Raw genomic sequence first — 17915 nt, forward strand, 5'->3', positions numbered from 1 at the left:
AAAAAACTATCAAGTCACATAATAACTTGCCCCTTTGGCCATACGTTTTCTGTTTATATTATCATGACTTATAATGATGATTTTTAAATTATTATACCTTAAATAATTCGAATTGCATGACAGCGGCGACGCAGTGAATCCCCGGGAGCTTACTGGAGTAAGTAACCAGGGTGAACGAGGGAAGCCAACGTACAAGCAACTTGAAGTATGACGGGTATACATTATTTAAATATCTATCGTACGCGTTATGCAGGTAAGATCAGAATAACCCAGCGCCTACAGTGTGATTTCAACCAGGCGCGAGGTTTGCCCACAACGCCAAAACTGATACGTTCCGCCAGCTTCCACGCGAAATACAGGCGTACTCTGATTACGGGCTTACTTATTGATTAACAGGGATTTCGTGATGAGATCTTAATCACATATTTCCGGGCATTATCCGGAGCTGAAAACCGCTTATAGGGCTAAAAGACCGCTTATCCCGTCTAAATAACCGCTCAATCAATAATCCCCCCGCTGCGTGCAAAAATTCGTCACGCTATTCCGGGTAGAAATAGCGCCTTTGCGCATAAAAAATATCAACCGAAGCGATCCCGGCTTCGCGTACTCATTTGAAAATCAGGCCTCCTATGGACAATAAAAAAATTCTCAGGCACATACCCTGGCTGATTGTGGGCATTATCGGTGCATTCTGCCTGTCCGTCGTCGCGTTACGGCGGGGTGAAAACGTTAGCGCATTGTGGATCGTTGTTGCCTCGGTGTCGGTTTATCTGGTCGCGTACCGCTATTACAGCCTCTACATTGCGCAAAAAGTTATGAAGCTGGACCCTACCCGTGCCACACCGGCGGTGATTAACAACGACGGGCTCAACTATGTTCCCACCAACCGCAACGTGTTGTTTGGGCACCACTTTGCGGCGATTGCTGGCGCTGGTCCCCTTGTTGGCCCGGTGCTGGCAGCGCAGATGGGGTATTTGCCCGGTACGCTCTGGTTACTGGCTGGCGTGGTGCTCGCGGGCGCAGTGCAGGATTTCATGGTGCTGTTTATCTCTTCCCGGCGTAACGGTGCTTCTCTCGGCGAGATAGTCAAAGAGGAGATGGGGCCAGTTCCCGGTACCATTGCTCTGTTCGGCTGTTTCTTAATCATGATTATTATTCTGGCGGTGCTGGCGCTGATTGTGGTGAAAGCGCTGGCTGAAAGCCCATGGGGCGTATTTACCGTCTGTTCGACGGTCCCTATCGCGCTATTTATGGGCATTTACATGCGCTTTATTCGCCCGGGACGCGTGGGTGAAATATCAGTAATTGGCGTGGTCCTGCTGGTGGCGTCCATCTGGTTTGGCGGCGTGATTGCGCACGATCCTTACTGGGGTCCGGCGCTTACGTTTAAAGACACCACCATCACCTTCACGCTGATCGGCTATGCTTTTGTTTCCGCACTGTTGCCGGTATGGCTGATTCTGGCCCCGCGTGACTACCTCGCTACTTTCCTGAAAATCGGCGTGATCGTGGGCCTGGCGCTGGGGATTGTTATCCTCAATCCCGATTTAAAAATGCCCGCGATGACGCAATACATTGATGGCACAGGGCCGCTCTGGAAAGGAGCACTGTTCCCGTTCCTGTTTATTACCATCGCCTGCGGCGCAGTGTCCGGCTTCCATGCGCTGATCGCATCCGGTACCACGCCAAAACTGCTGGCCTGCGAAACCGACGCACGCTTTATTGGTTACGGCGCCATGCTGATGGAGTCTTTTGTGGCGATTATGGCGCTGGTCGCCGCGTCTATTATTGAGCCCGGACTCTATTTTGCGATGAATACACCTCCAGCAGGATTAGGGATCGTCATGCCCAATCTGCATGAAATGGGAACCGCCAACGCGCCGCTGGTGATGGCGCAACTGCAGCAGGTGACAGTACAAGCCGCGGCTGCCGTCAGTTCCTGGGGCTTTGTGATTTCACCTGAGCAAATCCTGCAGACCGCAAAGGATATCGGCGAACCTTCCGTGCTTAACCGTGCCGGCGGCGCGCCCACGCTGGCGGTGGGAATTGCACACGTCTTTCACAAAATCATTCCCATGGCGGATATGGGTTTCTGGTATCACTTTGGGATTCTGTTTGAAGCCTTGTTTATCCTGACGGCGCTGGATGCGGGTACCCGTTCTGGCCGCTTTATGCTGCAGGACCTGTTGGGTAACTTCGTTCCTTTCCTGAAAAAAACCGATTCACTGGTCGCCGGCGTTATCGGCACCGCAGGCTGCGTCGGGCTGTGGGGCTATCTGCTGTATCAGGGCGTGGTTGATCCGTTGGGCGGCGTAAAAAGCCTCTGGCCGCTATTTGGTATCTCGAACCAGATGCTGGCCGCCGTCGCGCTGGTGCTGGCGACAGTGGTATTAGTGAAGATGAAACGTACACAGTACATTTGGGTCACCGTGGTCCCCGCGGTCTGGCTGCTGATTTGTACAACCTGGGCACTGGGCATGAAACTCTTCAGCAGCAATCCAGAAATGGAGGGATTCTTCTATATGGCGAAAGCCTATAAAGCCCGAATTCTGAGCGACAGCACAGAACTGACCGCCCAACAGATCGCGAATATGAATCATATTGTGATCAACAACTACACTAATGCAGGGCTGAGTATCCTTTTTCTGGTGGTGGTTTACAGTATTATTTTCTACGGTATCCGCACCGGCATTCAGGCCAACCGTACGCCAGCGCGAACGGACAAAGAAACGCCCTATGTGTCGGTCCCTAAAGAAGGCATCAAAACGTCTTCCGGTCATTAATACATCCGAGGGGCAAGATACTTGCCTCTATAAGCCCTGCGGCGGCGGGGCGATACCTTTCAGGAAAGCTTATGTTTGGTAACTTAGGTGAAGCAAAAAAATACCTTGGCCAGGCGGCCAAAATGCTGATCGGTATTCCCGATTACGATACCTACGTTCAGCATATGCAAACTAACCATCCGGATAAACCCGTCATGACCTATCCCGAATTCTTCCGGGAGCGGCAGCAGGCACGCTATGGCGGGGATGGAAAAGGGGGAATGCGCTGTTGCTGAATCCTGCAGGAGAACAACAATGACCACGATTGCAGTCACGGTTTTAACCGGTTTTTTAGGCGCCGGGAAAACCACGTTATTACGCCATATTCTGCATCAGCAGCATGAATACCGCATTGCGGTGATTGAAAATGAGTTCGGTGAAGTCGCGATAGACGATCAGTTGCTTGGCGACCGGGCCACACAAATTAAAACCCTCACCAATGGCTGTATTTGCTGCACGCGTTCCAGCGAACTGGAAGATGCCCTGTTGGATCTACTGGATAGCCTCGATAAAGGTGAGATCGCCTTTGATCGATTAGTGATCGAATGCACCGGCATGGCCGATCCCGGCCCCATTATTCAGACATTTTTCTCACATCCCGTGCTCTGCCAGCGTTACCTGCTGGACGGCGTGATTGCGCTGGTCGATGCGGCACATGCCAGTGAGCAACTGGATCGGTTTACTCTCGCACAATCGCAAATAGGTTATGCTGACCGCATCCTGCTGACAAAAACCGATGTTGCCGAAGAGTACAGCCCACTTCTCGACCGGCTACAACGCATCAACGCCCGCGCGCCCGTCTATCCGGTGCTCCACGGGAAGATCGATCTTGAGCTGTTATTTAACACCAACGGTTTTATGCTGGAAGAGAATGTTGTTCCGGCTAAACCTCGCTTTCACCGCCTTGTCGATCCACAGAACGCAGTATCTTCTATCGTGCTGGAGCTGGATTATCCGGTGATCTTAGAAGAGGTATCCCGTGTGATGGAAAACCTGCTGCTCAGTTTTGCCGATAACTTATTGCGTTACAAAGGTATGCTGTGGATTGAAGGAAACAACCATCGTTTGCTGTTCCAGGGCGTTCAGCGCCTATACAGCGCCGACTGGGATCGTGAATGGCAGCCTCAGGAACAGCCCCGTAGTACGTTAATATTTATCGGCGTTCAGCTCCCTGAACAGGAAATCAGACAGGCGTTTGCTAAGCTGCGTCCAGATTAACCACGGTGCGGGAGAGGTGATCTCCCCACCACATTACCGGTCATAATCCCAATACGCCCTTAATGCTTTTCAGATAGCGGCGGCTCACCGGCACGGTTAACCCATTGCACAATATCAGCTCCGCCTGGCCGTTATCCTCCAGCCGAATCTCTTTTAAATGTGTCATATTCACCAGATACTGACGATGACAGCGCAGTAACCGGGTACGGCTTTCCAGCGTACGCAATGTCAGTTCGGTAAATCCCTCCTTGCCGGCATGATCGGTCACGTACACGCCGCTCAGACGGCTGCTGACAAAGGCCACGTCATCCATCTGCAGCAAAAAAATTCGGCTTTGGCCATTGCAGGGGATAAATTTCAGCCGTTGCTGGCTCTCGGGAAGAGTCGATATATCCTGCGGAACAGGGATCTGACGCAGGCGCGTTAAGGTTTTCGCCAACCGGGCCGTGACAATGGGTTTTAGCAGGTAGTCAAAGGCGTGTTCTTCAAATGCCTTGATAGCATATTCATCAAATGCGGTGAGAAACACAATATAAGGCCGGTGCGCGTCATCCAGCATGCCTACCATTTCAAGCCCGCTGATCCGCGGCATCTGGATATCAATAAACAGCACATCCGGATGAAGTTTATTCACCGCACCGATGGCTTCAATCGCATTCGCGCATTCACCGACGATATCGATATCATGCTCTTTTTCCAGCAGAACGCGGAGGTTTTCCCGCGCCAGTGCTTCATCATCGACAATCAGCACCTTAAACATCATCTCTCCTCCAGCGGTAACCGCAGCGCGACACGGGTAAAGCGATCGGGTTCACAGGTTACGCTGATCCCACAGCTATCGCCAAAACGTGCCCGCAAACGCTTATCTACCAGGCTCATGCCTAAACCACTGACGATATTTGCGGGTTGATACAATCCGGCGTTATCTTCAATCGCCAGGATCAGATATCCCGCGTCCTGGCTGGCCTGAATGGTAATCTCTCCCTTGCCAAGCAACTGTGACGTGCCGTGTTTAATCGCATTTTCAACAATGGGCTGTAGCGTGAATGCAGGCAGCCGTTGCCAGGAAAGTGCGTCAGGAATCGCTAACCGAACCTGTAACTGCTCCTGAAAGCGCGCCTTTTCGATGTGTAAATAAGCACTGACGTGTTCGAGCTCATCCGCCAGCGTGACGATTTCCGACGAGCGCTTAAGGTTTTTACGAAAGAACGTCGACAGATATTGCACCAGTTGTCCTGCCTGATCGCTATCACGACGGATGACCGCCATTAACGTGTTGAGCGCATTGAATAAAAAGTGGGGATTGACCTGCGCATGCAGCAGCTTGATTTCAGATTGTGCCAGCAACGCCTTCTGACGCTCGTACTGCCCGGCAAGGATTTGCGCCGACAACAGCTGTGCGATCCCTTCCCCTAAGGTGCGATTAATGGAGCTAAAGAGCCGATTTTTCGCCTCATAGAGTTTGATGGTGCCAATGACCTGCTGATTCTCACCCCGTAACGGGATGACCAGCGTTGAACCGAGCTTGCACTGCGGGTGAAGTGAACAGCGGTACGGGACTTCATTACCATCCGCGTAGACCACGTCACCGCTCTCTATTGCCCGCAAGGTATAGCCCGAAGAGATCATTTTTCCGGGTAAATGGTGGTCGTCACCAATGCCCGTAAAGGCCAGTAATTTCTCGCGATCGGTAATGGCAACGGCACCGATATCCAGCTCGTCATACAGCACCTGCGCAACCCGCATGCTATTTTCTTCGTTAAAGCCCTGTCGCAGGATCCCTTCCGTCGAGGCCGCGACTTTAAGCGCCACCGCAGAAAAGGCCGAGGTGTATTTCTCAAACATCGCGCGCTTATCCAGCAAAATACGCATAAACAACGCGGCACCGACGGTGTTGGTTACCATCATCGGCGCGGCAATGCTTTCAACCAGATGCAGCGCATCCTGAAACGGACGGGCAATCAGTAAGATGATCAACATCTGCACTAATTCCGCAAAGAAAGTGATTGCGCCTGCCGTCAGTGGGCTGAAGACTTTGTCCGTACGCCCCCGCTTGATGAGCACGCTGTGCATCAAGCCGCCTAACAACCCCTCAGCAATGGTGGAAATCATGCAACTCAGGGCGGTCATGCCGCCCAGGGAATAACGGTGCAAACCACCCGTGAGACCGACCAGCCCACCGACCAGCGGCCCTCCCAGCAATCCGCCCATTACTGCACCAATCGCCCGCGTATTGGCGATAGAATCCTCGATATGCAGGCCAAAATAGGTGCCCATGATGCAAAAAATAGAGAACGTGACATAACACAACAGCTTATGGGGCAAGCGAACAGTGACTTGCATAAGTGGAATAAACAGGCGGGTTTTACTCATCAGCCAGGCGATAACTAAAAAGACACACATCTGCTGCAATAACAGTAAGACTAATTTAAATTCGTACATACCCGGTGACCACAAACGCTGAATAACCGCAGCATGCCACGTCAGTCAATTGCGTTCTTTGCGTCACAACGGAAAAACATAAAATCGCGGGTGCTAAACTACCGAATGTTAATTCTGATATCCGCTAACATCGGAACATTTGCTGCACCGCATCCTTTGATAACAATAGTCGGACCGCTCCGGGAGAGAACATGCTGCCATCACTTACTATCAGCCAATCGATACCCCGTCACTGGATGGATCTCTATGAAACCATCTGGGAACCCACATTTTTCCCGAAATGGGCTTCAGGTTTAAGCCAGTCAACGCTGACGCAAGAAGGAGGCTATTGGCTGGCTACAGGTCTGGAAGGCACTGTTCGGATTCGCTTCACTCCCCACAATCCGTTAGGCGTCATGGACCATTGGGTCGATACAGGCACCGGTCAGGAGATCTACATGCCGATGCGTATCATCGCTAATCAGCAGGGCGCTGATGTGATCATTACCGTTTACCGTCAACCCATTATGTCGGATGAGAAATTTGCTGAAGATATCGAATGGGTCACCCGCGACCTGCAAAAGCTGCATGCGCTACTGACCTGCTGATTTTTACCGACAGGTTTAGGTTTATTAGTGGATTGTATTTTTAATGCTTTGGTAATCGCGGATATATCCGGATAATGCCCTGCATTACATGAGATAAGCTCACATCTATTGCAGCCCTTAGAGAATTTCAGTCGCCTGTACTGGGAGAATCGCTTAGGCTTGCCGCGAATTTTCAGGAACTGGTTATGTTACTCACCGTCCTTTACATCCTTGGTATCACCGCCGAAGCCATGACAGGCGCACTAGCCGCGGGTCGCCGTAAGATGGATATGTTTGGCGTCATTATTATCGCCTCGGTTACCGCCATTGGTGGCGGTTCTGTGCGCGATATGCTGCTGGGTCACTACCCACTGGGCTGGGTGAAGCACCCTGAATACATCATGATTGTTGCCGCCGCCGCTGTAGTCACCACTTTTGTTGCCCCCTTAATGACGCATTTACGTAAGGTTTTTTTGGTACTGGATGCCCTGGGGCTGGTGGTTTTCTCCATTATTGGCGCTGAAGTGGCGCTGAGTATGGGCCATGCTCCCATTATTGCGGCGATCAGTGCCGTGATTACCGGTGTATTCGGTGGCGTACTGCGCGACATGTTCTGCAATCGCATTCCGCTGGTATTTCAGAAAGAACTCTATGCGGGTATCGCTTTCGCTTCCGGCTGGATCTACATTCTGCTGCTGAAAACCGCGCTCTCAAACGAGACCGTAATTATTATTACCCTGCTGTTTGGCTTTATCTCCCGATTATTAGCACTGCGCTTTAAGCTGGGCTTGCCCATTTTTAATTATCCTCATCCGGATCACTAAGCCACCCGCGCAACCTTTATGAGGAAAGGTCGCCACTAATGAGGTGGGGGCAACGGCTGGTGCGGCTGTCGCAAGCTTATTGCGTTATCGTCGCTGTTTGTAAAAAACGGATCAGATCCATCACTTTTTCATGATGTATAAACACGTTAATACGCTGCGCGACTTTCGGCCCGATGCCAGGTAATTGCTGCCAACTCGCTTCATCACGCGCGAGTAACTGCTCCCAATGAGTATCTGGCAACGCCTCCAGTGCCGCAGTCGGAATCGGGGCTCCCAATGCTTTGACCCAGCGCTTAAAAGGCTGCCGCTTGCTAAGCGAAAAGTGATGCCATAGCTGCTGCGCCCTTTTCTCACTCAGGCCCGGCAGACTCTGTAACTGTTCAATGGTGAAATCGAGCCACGAGAAGAGATGGGTAAATTCGCGCAGGTGCATGATCTGCTGCCAGCGGCTTCGCTGAATACCCGGCATATCCAGCACACTTTTTTGACTCAGCCAGATAAGGCGTGCCAGAAATTGTTCCCGACAATCACCCGCAGGCTCAAAGCAGCTCAGATAATCGTGCGGCTCCCGTGCGGGCAACGCGAAACCCTTGCGATCCGCCACGCGCCATACCACGCGTTCAAAACGCGGTATGCTCTGCCCCGCCAGGCTAATCGCGACCTGATCGCCCGGAATAATGTCCAGTTCTCGCCAACGCTTTACAGAACCAAGGTTAACCCGCCTGACGCTTTTATCGTCAAGCTGGACCGGTTGTAAGTTGGCCACCACGCTTCGTTTACCCGTGCGGCCTGTCGGAAAATCAATGGAGAGGACTTCACTACTGACTATCGGCGGCACATATTTCCATGCCGCAACCCAGCCGTTCTGACCGGGAAACCACTCTTTGCCTGCCGGACGCTGCTCACGGTGAATCACTACGCCATCGGTCACAAAAGGCAACGCTTCGCGGAACCAGCGCTCACGCCAGGCGGCAATCTCATCGACATTTTCAACCGGCTTCGTCCAGTCTGCTGCTAAATCAAAGCCAAAGCCCTGGAGCTGCTGTAATCGCTGCATCATGGTGTCAGGCCCATCCGGCCAGGCCCAGATAAAAATGCCCAATTCAGCCAATAATGGCGAAGGTTCCCGTTTCATCAATGCGCCCGCCACTTTCGAGCGGGCATTCAAGCCGCCCGCCTGCGCCTGCCGATGACCGGTCATCCTGAGAAACAGCTCACCCTGTAGTACAACGCGCGCGCGTTCTGTGGCGATCTGCTGGGGAACGGCGGCGATATAGCGCATTTTATCCAGCCAGGATTCGCCGCGCAGACCGTTGCCCCGACTGATCGCCGCCGCTAATTTACCGGCTTGATAGACCAGCGTCACCGCGACGCCGTCCACCTTTGGCTGGAGCCAGAGGCTCTCTTTCCCCCGGATCCAGTGCGCAACCGCCGTTTTGTTTGCCAGCTTTCTGACGCCGGTATGCGCGACCGGATGCGCCTGTACACCGCTGTCCGGCCATTGCGGTTCACGCAGGGGGGCCGTTGGCTGGAAACAGTGCTGCCATTGCTGTAGTCGCTTATGCAGACTGTCATACAGTGTGTCGTCAATAGGGCTTTCACCCTGTTGGTAATACGCGTTGTCCCAGCGTGACAGTTGCTGCGCCAGTTTGGCGATCTCCTCGCTTGCCCGGGCGGGCGTCCAGACGGGACAGCTCGCCTGCGCCATCGCGCAGCCCCCCCATAACAAAAGCAGTAACCAACGTCTCCCTGCCATAATCTTTCTCCCTTGATTAACTCGCTCAGTTAGCCCGCTGGCGAGATAAAAAACGAGAGGCAAAAGGCAATGCTGGAAGATAACGCGAAAAGATATGCTGCAATGATGAAAGCAGTGGATAAAGGCATCGCACGGGAGCGCAAAATAAAGAAAAATAGCGGTGATAAAGCGCAAACGCTGCATGGAAGGTTGAAGCTGTGTATACTGTGCAGGAAACAGACTCCTGCACTTTAAGACACTTCAAGAATAATCATGGCTCAAGGCACGCTTTATATTGTTTCCGCCCCCAGCGGCGCGGGTAAATCCAGCCTGATTCAGGCTCTGTTAAAAACGCAACCGCTGTACGATACGCAGGTTTCGATTTCCCACACGACGCGGGGCGTACGTCCTGGGGAAAATCACGGCGAACACTATTACTTCGTTTCAAAAACCGATTTTGAAGCGATGATTGGTGAAGATGCTTTCCTTGAACATGCGGAAGTCTTTGGCAACTATTACGGTACATCACGCAAAGCGATTGAGCAGGTGCTCTCCACCGGCGTTGATGTGTTCCTGGATATTGACTGGCAAGGTGCGCAGCAAATCCGCAATAAAATGCCACAGGCACGCAGTATTTTTGTACTGCCGCCCTCGAAAGATGAGCTCGATCGCCGTTTACGCGGTCGTGGGCAGGACAGCGAAGACATTATCACAAAGCGTATGGCGCAGGCCGTTGCCGAAATGAGCCATTACGCTGAGTATGATTATTTAATTGTGAATGATGATTTTGATTTAGCGTTATCCGATTTAAAAACCATTATTCGCGCCGAGCGTCTGCGAATGGGCCGTCAAAAAGCCCGACATGATGCTTTAATCAGCAAACTATTGGCAGACTGAAGACAACTCAGTATGATGCCGAGTCATTTCGTCACCCGTGGAGTATCACATTTATGGCACGCGTAACCGTACAGGACGCAGTAGAGAAAATTGGCAACCGCTTTGACCTGGTTCTGGTCGCTGCACGTCGCGCACGTCAGATGCAGGTTGGCGGTAAAGATGCACTGGTCCCGGAAGAGAACGATAAATCTACCGTTATCGCCCTCCGCGAGATCGAAGAAGGTCTGATCACCAACCAGATTCTGGATGTCCGTGATCGCCAGGAGCAGCAAGAGCAGGAAGCCGCTGAATTACAGGCCGTCACCGCTATCGCTGAAGGTCGTCGTTAATTAGCTGCCGGAAGGCTCGCCTTGTATCTGTTTGAAAGTCTCAATCAACTGATTGAAAAATACTTGCCTGAGGACCAGATTAAGCGCCTCAAGCAAGCCTATCTTGTTGCACGTGATGCCCACGAGGGACAGACACGCTCCAGCGGTGAGCCCTATATCACCCATCCGGTTGCGGTCGCCTGCATTCTCGCTGAAATGAAGCTCGACCATGAAACACTCATGGCCGCGCTTCTGCATGACGTGATCGAAGACACCCCTGCCACTTATCAGGATATGGAACAACTGTTCGGTAAAAGCGTTGCTGAACTGGTTGAGGGCGTATCCAAGCTGGATAAGCTGAAATTCCGCGATAAAAAAGAGGCGCAGGCCGAAAACTTCCGCAAGATGATCATGGCGATGGTGCAGGATATCCGCGTCATTCTGATCAAACTCGCTGACCGCACACATAACATGCGCACGCTGGGTTCTTTGCGTCCGGATAAGCGTCGGCGTATTGCGCTGGAAACGCTGGAAATCTATAGCCCGCTGGCACATCGGCTGGGTATTCATCATCTGAAAACCGAGCTGGAAGAGCTGGGTTTTGAGGCGCTTTATCCCAACCGCTATCGCGTGATTAAAGAAGTGGTAAAAGCGGCGCGTGGCAACCGTAAAGAGATGATTCAAAAAATCCTTTCGGAGATCGACGGCCGTTTGCAGGAAGCGGGCATTCCCTGCCGCGTCAGCGGGCGCGAAAAGCATCTTTACTCGATCTACTGCAAAATGCACCTGAAAGAGCAGCGTTTTCACTCGATCATGGACATTTATGCATTCCGCGTTATTGTCAGCGATGTGGATACTTGCTATCGCGTGCTGGGCCAGATGCACAGCCTGTATAAACCGCGCCCGGGTCGTGTGAAAGATTATATCGCCATCCCAAAAGCCAACGGCTATCAGTCGCTGCATACTTCAATGATCGGGCCGCATGGCGTGCCGGTTGAGGTGCAGATCCGTACTGAAGATATGGAACAGATGGCGGAGATGGGTGTTGCCGCGCACTGGGCTTATAAAGAACAGGGCGAAAGCAGCACGACGGCACAAATTCGTGCCCAGCGCTGGCTGCAAAGCCTGCTGGAACTACAGCAAAGCGCAGGCAGCTCCTTTGAATTTATTGAAAGCGTGAAATCCGATCTGTTTCCGGATGAAATTTACGTTTTTACCCCGGAAGGCCGTATCGTCGAACTTCCCGCAGGTGCAACCCCAGTCGACTTCGCTTACGCGGTGCATACCGATATTGGCCATGCCTGTGTCGGCGCACGCGTTGATCGCCAGCCTTACCCCTTGTCACAATCGCTCAGCAGCGGACAAACCGTCGAGATTATTACCGCGCCGGGCGCACGTCCGAATGCCGCCTGGCTCAATTTTGTCGTCAGCTCAAAAGCGCGCGCCAAGATCCGCCAACTGCTGAAAAACCTGAAGCGCGATGATTCGGTCAGCCTCGGACGCCGTCTGCTTAACCATGCGCTGGGAGGAAGCCGTAAACTGGCTGAAATCCCACCAGAAAATATCCAGCACGAGCTGGAGCGCATGAAGCTGGCCACGCTGGACGATCTTCTGGCAGAAATCGGTTTAGGTAACGCGATGAGCGTGGTGGTCGCGAAAAACCTGCAACACAACGAGCCAGCTACCGAATCCGCATCGTCCAGTAAAAAATCGCGCAGCAAGCTGCCGATTAAAGGCGCGGATGGCGTGCTGATTACCTTTGCCAAGTGCTGCCGTCCTATTCCGGGCGATCCCATCGTGGCCCATGTTAGCCCAGGTAAAGGGCTGGTGGTGCACCATGAGTCCTGCCGTAATATTCGTGGCTACCAGAAAGAGCCCGAAAAATTTATGGCCGTTGAGTGGGATAAGGTGACCGAACAGGAATTTGTTGCCGAGATCAAAGTGGATATGTTTAACCATCAGGGGGCGCTGGCCAACCTGACGGCGGCCATCAACACTGCCGGCTCCAATATTCAAAGCCTGAATACCGAAGAGAAAGACGGACGCGTTTACAGTGCCTTTATTCGCCTGACGGCACGCGACCGCGTTCATCTGGCGAACATCATGCGTAAGATCCGCGTGATGCCGGATGTGATTAAGGTTCACCGTAACCGTAACTGAGGTTGATAACGCGCCGGGAGGCTATCCCGGCAAGCATAACTCTCAGAGGGATCTTTCTCGGCCATCTGGCAGGCTGCCACAACGCAGTATTACGGGAAAGCCGCGCCGGTCATGAAGATCAGCCCGCCTCTCCTTTTCTGCGTGTTCAGCCCTGAATTGGCTGCCAATCCCCCACGGGGATAACAGCAGCATGATGACTTATCGTGGGATACTGCTTTTTATGAATGCCCAACGCTTTGCTCGCATCCGCGAGATGCTTGCTGCGCGTCAGCACGATCTGACCGTTTGCATGGAACAAGTCCACAAGCCACATAACGTTTCTGCCGTGATCCGCACCGCAGATGCGGTTGGCGTACACGAGGTGCATGCCGTTTGGCCCGGCAGCCGTATGCGTACCATGGTCTCTTCGGCTGCCGGCAGTAACAGCTGGGTTCAGGTGAAAACGCACCCTACTATTGCTGATGCCGTTGGCCATTTGAAAGACCAGGGCATGCAAATCCTCGCCACACATCTTTCGGACAGCGCCGTCGATTTCCGCGAAATTGATTACACCCGCCCCACCTGCATCCTGATGGGACAGGAAAAAACCGGGATTACCCGCGAAGCGCTGTATTTAGCCGATCGCGATATCATTATTCCTATGGTCGGAATGGTGCAGTCACTGAATGTTTCCGTCGCCTCAGCGCTGATTCTGTATGAAGCCCAGCGCCAACGTCAGAATGCCGGTATGTACGATCGCCAGGATAGCCTGCTGGATTATGCCGAACAGCAACGCTTGCTGTTTGAAGGCGGCTATCCGGTCTTGGCCCGTGTGGCAAAACACAAGGGGCTACCTTATCCCGTGATTAATGATCGGGGTGAAGTCGTTGCGGATGACGAATGGTGGACCACCATGCAATCTTCGGTGAAAAAATGAAAGGCCGTCTGCTGGACGCGATACCACTCAGTACGCTCTCCGGTGTCGGTGCCAGTCAGAGCGCCCGTCTGGCAAAACTGGGGCTGGCAACCGTTCAGGATTTGCTGTTACACCTTCCCCTACGCTACGAAGATCGCACCCAGCTCTACGCCATCAACGATCTGTTACCCGGTATTTACGCCACGGTTGAAGGTGAAGTGCTGCATACCGATATCAGCTTCGGTCGACGCCGTATGCTCACCTGTCAGATTAGCGACGGCAGCGGGATGGTCACGCTGCGCTTTTTCAATTTTAACGCCGGCATGAAAAACAGCCTGGCTCCCGGTAAACGGGTAACGGCATATGGTGAGATTAAACGCGGGCAGCGGGGTGCGGAAATTATCCATCCTGAATACCGCATCCAGGGGGAGAACAGCGTTACCGAATTGCAGGAAACGCTGACACCAGTTTATTCCACCACCGAAGGCATACGGCAGGCAACACTCCGTAACCTGACCGACCAGGCGCTGACGCTGCTGGAAACGTGCGCCATCGCTGAATTACTTCCCCCCGATCTCAGCAGCGGTATGATCAGCCTGCCGGACGCGCTGCGTACGCTACACCGTCCCCCACCTGATATGGCCCTGGTGGAACTGGAGAGCGGAAAGCATCCGGCACAGCGACGGCTGATTCTGGAAGAGCTGCTGGCGCATAACCTCAGTATGCTGGCGGTACGGGCGGGCGCTCAGCGCTATCACGCCTTACCGATGCCCGCTAACCATAGGTTAAGCGATAAACTGTTAGCGGCGCTACCGTTTAGCCCCACTCACGCTCAGGTTCGCGTGGTGAAAGAGATTGAGCACGACTTAGCACATGACTATCCGATGATGCGCCTGGTGCAAGGCGACGTCGGTTCCGGCAAAACGCTGGTGGCGGCCCTGGCGGCGCTGAACGTTATTGCTCACGGCAAGCAAGTGGCACTGATGGCACCGACGGAGCTGCTCGCGGAACAGCATGCCAATAACTTCCGCCAGTGGTTTGCCCCACTGGGTATCGAAGTCGGCTGGCTGGCGGGTAAACAGAAAGGTAAAGCGCGACAGGCGCAGCAGGAAGCCATTGCCAGCGGTCAGGTTTCGATGGTGGTGGGAACGCACGCTATTTTCCAGGAGCAGGTGCAATTTAAGGAAATGGCACTGGTGATTATTGATGAGCAGCATCGCTTCGGTGTCCATCAGCGTTTAGCCCTGTGGGAAAAAGGGGAAGAACAGGGTTTTCATCCGCATCAGTTAATCATGACTGCGACGCCCATCCCGCGCACGCTGGCAATGACCGCCTATGCCGACCTGGATACCTCTACCATTGATGAACTGCCGCCGGGGCGCACACCAGTAACAACTGTCGCTATCCCTGATACCCGCCGTGCGGAGATCATCGCGCGGGTAAAAGGCGCCTGCGGTGACGAAGGACGCCAGGCTTATTGGGTGTGTACCCTAATTGAAGAATCTGAGCTGCTGGAAGCTCAGGCGGCAGAAGCCACCTGGGAAGAACTTAAAATCGCGCTTCCCGAGCTGAACGTTGGGCTGGTGCATGGCCGGATGAAACCGCAGGAGAAACAGGCGGTAATGCAGGCATTTAAGCAGGGGGAGATTCAGTTGCTGATCGCCACCACAGTGATTGAAGTGGGCGTAGATGTGCCCAATGCCAGCCTGATGATTATTGAAAACCCTGAGCGCCTGGGACTTGCCCAGCTCCACCAGCTACGCGGCCGTGTGGGACGTGGCGCCGTGGCTTCACACTGCGTCCTGCTCTACAAATCCCCTCTCAGCAAAACGGCACAAAAACGCCTGCAGGTCTTGCGCGACAGTAATGATGGCTTTGTTATTGCCCAGTGCGATTTAGAGATCCGTGGCCCGGGTGAGCTGCTCGGTACACGCCAAACCGGTAGCGCAGAATTTAAGGTTGCCGATCTGCTGCGCGATCAGGCGATGATTCCCGAAGTTCAGCGCGTTGCCCGCCATATCCACCAGCACTATCCCGAACAGGCGCAGGCGCTGATTGAACGTTGGCTGCCAGAGACACAACGTTATACTAACGCCTGATATCATTATCTTTGCCGCAGGATCGACGATGGTAGTCTTAATTTTCGATCATTTTCGCATAGCTGTCGGCAAGATGATCGATCAGTAAACGCACCCCAGGCAGTAAACCCCGTCGGGAAGGAAAAACCGCATGGATAACTTCCCGACGCGGTGCCCAGTCCGGGACGATACGCACCAGATCTCCCTTTTCCAGTTGTTCAGCGACCATGATGCTCGGCAATTGCAATACTCCAATGCCAGCAAGCGCCGCTTCAAGCAGCGTCACCATATCGGTAGTGATAAAGCGTGGTGAATGCGGCACCCGGGCATGTGCGCCATCAGGTCCATGCAGGTCCCAGTAAAAACTGTTTTGGGGCTGACCTAATCCCAGGCTCGGCCAGGTCTGTAGATCTGCAGGCAAAACGGGGAAGCCGTAGCGCTTTATCAGGTCCGGACTGGCGACCAGGCACTGTCCACGATCGGATAACACCCGCATCACCAGATTACTGTCTTCAAGCGGCAACGGACGCACGCGGATCGCCACGTCGAACCCTTCCCCAAGAACATCAATACGCCGGTTAGTGGCCTCCAGATGTAGGTCGATATGCGGATAGCGCAGCATAAAAGCTGTCACCATTTTCCCTACATGCAAGTGCAGCAACGCCACAGGACAACTGATACGTAGCGTTCCCCTGGGTTCAGCCCAATGCGCATCAACAGACTCCTGTGCAGCTTCGGCCTCAACCAGCATCGCTTTACAGTGTTCGTAGTAAGTCTGTCCGACATCGGTAACGGAAAAGTGACGCGTGGATCGCTGAATTAAACGCACGCCCAAACGCTCCTCCAACATAGCGATCCGCCTGCTCAGTTTCGATTTTGGCATGTTCAACGCACGCCCGGCGGGCGCAAATCCGCCATGGTCCACCGACTGAACAAAATAATAGAGATCGTTCAGATCAAACACCTTATCCCCCAACTGTTCCAAATAAAGAACGATGATTCCTGTTTTACCCGTCTTTACCCATTACTTTACCAGTAATAAGCTTTAATCAAACAACATCATCGTTTCAGGAGAAGGACAATGAAAAAAGTTCTGGGTGTGTATAGTGCGCCACGTTCCCACTGGGTTGGTGACGGTTTTCCCGTTCGCTCGGTGTTCAGCTATAACAATCATGGTACGCAGCTCAGCCCATTTTTGCTGCTGGATTATGCGGGTCCCGTGGATTTCACCCCCTCCCAAGCGTCTCGGGGGGTGGGCATGCATCCTCATCGCGGTTTTGAAACGGTCACTATTGTGTATGAAGGTGAGGTATCGCACCGGGATTCTACCGGTAATGGCGGCACTATTGGCCCAGGTGATGTGCAGTGGATGACCGCAGGTTCCGGCATTCTGCACGAAGAATTCCACTCACCAGCGTTTACTGAAAACGGCGGAATGCTGGAAATGGTGCAGTTATGGGTCAATCTACCGGCGAAAGACAAAATGACAGCACCGGGATATCAGGCGATTCAACAGCAGGATATTCCGACGGTGTCTCTGCCGAATCATGCCGGCACCGTGCGCATCATCAGCGGTGAAATGGCGAATATACATGGCGCGGCCAGGACGTTTACGCCAATAAACCTCTGGGACATGCATCTGAATCAAGGTGGCTTCAGCACGCTCACGTTACCGGAGGGATGGCCCGTTGCGCTGTTTGTGGTTAAAGGGACCATTCAGGTGCAAGGCAGCACTCTCGCACGGGAAACACAGCTAGTTATTCTCGATCGTGAACGCAGTGAGGTCTCGATTGAGGCCAATAATGACGCAGTTGTATTGCTGCTGAGCGGCGCTCCGATTGATGAGCCTGTCGTCGGCCACGGTCCTTTCGTCATGAATAGTCAGCAGGAGATTGCACAAGCGATTGCTGATTTCAATCAGGGACGGTTTGGTCACGCATAAGTGTTATCTGGCCCGGTATTCCGCTATT

The 17915-nt window shown here is 53.1% G+C and carries 15 protein-coding genes; 11 read left to right on the plus strand and 4 right to left on the minus strand.

What is annotated here, in order from left to right:
- Nucleotides 1-629: 629 nt before the first annotated feature.
- The 3 genes from J1C60_RS18185 (at nt 630) to yjiA (ending at nt 4040) form a co-directional block, all read left to right on the plus strand.
- Entirely contained in the window at nt 630-2783 is a 2154-nt protein-coding gene (locus tag J1C60_RS18185) for a carbon starvation CstA family protein (RefSeq protein WP_128175421.1), read from the plus strand.
- Nucleotides 2784-2854: 71 nt separating this feature from the next.
- Nucleotides 2855-3058, plus strand: coding sequence for a YbdD/YjiX family protein (locus J1C60_RS18190; RefSeq protein WP_128175387.1), 204 nt, complete (start codon nt 2855-2857; stop codon nt 3056-3058).
- A 19-nt stretch (nt 3059-3077) separates the two neighbouring features.
- The gene (yjiA, locus tag J1C60_RS18195; protein ID WP_128175385.1) at nt 3078-4040 is read left to right on the plus strand and encodes a GTPase; all 963 of its coding nucleotides are present in this window, start codon (nt 3078-3080) and stop codon (nt 4038-4040) included.
- 40 nt (nt 4041-4080) lie between these two features.
- Here yjiA and btsR read toward each other — a convergent pair whose 3' ends face one another.
- Both btsR and J1C60_RS18205 read right to left on the minus strand, forming a co-directional pair.
- Nucleotides 4081-4800, minus strand: a complete 720-nt coding sequence (gene btsR / locus J1C60_RS18200; RefSeq protein ID WP_128175586.1) for a two-component system response regulator BtsR — start codon at nt 4798-4800, stop codon at nt 4081-4083.
- Complete coding sequence (locus tag J1C60_RS18205; RefSeq protein WP_128175383.1) at nt 4800-6482, minus strand: sensor histidine kinase; 1683 nt, start codon at nt 6480-6482, stop codon at nt 4800-4802. Before J1C60_RS18205 ends, btsR begins: the two co-directional genes overlap by 1 nt.
- 191 nt (nt 6483-6673) lie before the next feature.
- Here J1C60_RS18205 and J1C60_RS18210 point away from each other — a divergent pair, with 191 nt between their 5' ends.
- Nucleotides 6674-7069 carry a polyketide cyclase gene (locus J1C60_RS18210; RefSeq protein ID WP_128175381.1) on the plus strand — a complete coding sequence of 132 codons (396 nt, stop codon included), beginning with the start codon at nt 6674-6676 and terminating at the stop codon, nt 7067-7069.
- Between the two features lie 185 nt (nt 7070-7254).
- Nucleotides 7255-7872, plus strand: a complete 618-nt coding sequence (locus J1C60_RS18215; RefSeq protein WP_128175379.1) for a trimeric intracellular cation channel family protein — start codon at nt 7255-7257, stop codon at nt 7870-7872.
- A gap of 76 nt (nt 7873-7948) precedes the next feature.
- Here the strand turns inward: J1C60_RS18215 and ligB are convergent, their stop codons facing one another.
- Entirely contained in the window at nt 7949-9628 is a 1680-nt protein-coding gene (gene ligB, locus J1C60_RS18220) for an NAD-dependent DNA ligase LigB (RefSeq protein ID WP_128175378.1), read from the minus strand.
- Nucleotides 9629-9880: 252 nt separating this feature from the next.
- Here ligB and gmk point away from each other — a divergent pair, with 252 nt between their 5' ends.
- From gmk to recG, 5 genes are all read left to right on the plus strand, one after another.
- Nucleotides 9881-10504, plus strand: a complete 624-nt coding sequence (gmk, locus tag J1C60_RS18225; protein WP_128175376.1) for a guanylate kinase — start codon at nt 9881-9883, stop codon at nt 10502-10504.
- Between the two features lie 53 nt (nt 10505-10557).
- Nucleotides 10558-10833, plus strand: a complete 276-nt coding sequence (gene rpoZ, locus J1C60_RS18230) for a DNA-directed RNA polymerase subunit omega (protein ID WP_017801603.1) — start codon at nt 10558-10560, stop codon at nt 10831-10833.
- A gap of 21 nt (nt 10834-10854) precedes the next feature.
- Nucleotides 10855-12972 carry a bifunctional GTP diphosphokinase/guanosine-3',5'-bis pyrophosphate 3'-pyrophosphohydrolase gene (gene spoT / locus J1C60_RS18235; RefSeq protein WP_128175374.1) on the plus strand — a complete coding sequence of 706 codons (2118 nt, stop codon included), beginning with the start codon at nt 10855-10857 and terminating at the stop codon, nt 12970-12972.
- 220 nt (nt 12973-13192) lie between these two features.
- The gene (gene trmH / locus J1C60_RS18240; protein WP_128175584.1) at nt 13193-13888 is read left to right on the plus strand and encodes a tRNA (guanosine(18)-2'-O)-methyltransferase TrmH; all 696 of its coding nucleotides are present in this window, start codon (nt 13193-13195) and stop codon (nt 13886-13888) included.
- The gene (gene recG / locus J1C60_RS18245; protein ID WP_128175582.1) at nt 13885-15966 is read left to right on the plus strand and encodes an ATP-dependent DNA helicase RecG; all 2082 of its coding nucleotides are present in this window, start codon (nt 13885-13887) and stop codon (nt 15964-15966) included. The genes trmH and recG overlap by 4 nt, the downstream gene beginning before the upstream one ends.
- 37 nt (nt 15967-16003) lie before the next feature.
- Here recG and J1C60_RS18250 read toward each other — a convergent pair whose 3' ends face one another.
- Entirely contained in the window at nt 16004-16909 is a 906-nt protein-coding gene (locus tag J1C60_RS18250) for a LysR family transcriptional regulator (RefSeq protein WP_128175580.1), read from the minus strand.
- Between the two features lie 117 nt (nt 16910-17026).
- Between J1C60_RS18250 and J1C60_RS18255 the strand changes: the two genes are divergently transcribed.
- The gene (locus tag J1C60_RS18255) at nt 17027-17887 is read left to right on the plus strand and encodes a pirin family protein (RefSeq protein ID WP_128175372.1); all 861 of its coding nucleotides are present in this window, start codon (nt 17027-17029) and stop codon (nt 17885-17887) included.
- The last annotated feature ends 28 nt before the right edge of the window (nt 17888-17915 follow it).

This window comes from [Pantoea] beijingensis (assembly GCF_022647505.1).
Lineage (GTDB): Bacteria > Pseudomonadota > Gammaproteobacteria > Enterobacterales > Enterobacteriaceae > Erwinia > Erwinia beijingensis.

What these genes read in the sequence shown, in the direction of transcription:
- J1C60_RS18205 (WP_128175383.1), bottom strand. Translation starts at nt 6,482, where the DNA reads ATGTACGAATTTAAATTAGTCTTACTGTTATTGCAGCAGATGTGTGTC.
- yjiA (WP_128175385.1), top strand. Translation starts at nt 3,078, where the DNA reads ATGACCACGATTGCAGTCACGGTTTTAACCGGTTTTTTAGGCGCCGGG.
- J1C60_RS18210 (WP_128175381.1), top strand. Translation starts at nt 6,674, where the DNA reads ATGCTGCCATCACTTACTATCAGCCAATCGATACCCCGTCACTGGATG.
- J1C60_RS18185 (WP_128175421.1), top strand. Translation starts at nt 630, where the DNA reads ATGGACAATAAAAAAATTCTCAGGCACATACCCTGGCTGATTGTGGGC.
- J1C60_RS18215 (WP_128175379.1), top strand. Translation starts at nt 7,255, where the DNA reads ATGTTACTCACCGTCCTTTACATCCTTGGTATCACCGCCGAAGCCATG.
- rpoZ (WP_017801603.1), top strand. Translation starts at nt 10,558, where the DNA reads ATGGCACGCGTAACCGTACAGGACGCAGTAGAGAAAATTGGCAACCGC.
- recG (WP_128175582.1), top strand. Translation starts at nt 13,885, where the DNA reads ATGAAAGGCCGTCTGCTGGACGCGATACCACTCAGTACGCTCTCCGGT.
- J1C60_RS18255 (WP_128175372.1), top strand. Translation starts at nt 17,027, where the DNA reads ATGAAAAAAGTTCTGGGTGTGTATAGTGCGCCACGTTCCCACTGGGTT.
- gmk (WP_128175376.1), top strand. Translation starts at nt 9,881, where the DNA reads ATGGCTCAAGGCACGCTTTATATTGTTTCCGCCCCCAGCGGCGCGGGT.
- ligB (WP_128175378.1), bottom strand. Translation starts at nt 9,628, where the DNA reads ATGGCAGGGAGACGTTGGTTACTGCTTTTGTTATGGGGGGGCTGCGCG.
- trmH (WP_128175584.1), top strand. Translation starts at nt 13,193, where the DNA reads ATGAATGCCCAACGCTTTGCTCGCATCCGCGAGATGCTTGCTGCGCGT.
- J1C60_RS18190 (WP_128175387.1), top strand. Translation starts at nt 2,855, where the DNA reads ATGTTTGGTAACTTAGGTGAAGCAAAAAAATACCTTGGCCAGGCGGCC.
- btsR (WP_128175586.1), bottom strand. Translation starts at nt 4,800, where the DNA reads ATGTTTAAGGTGCTGATTGTCGATGATGAAGCACTGGCGCGGGAAAAC.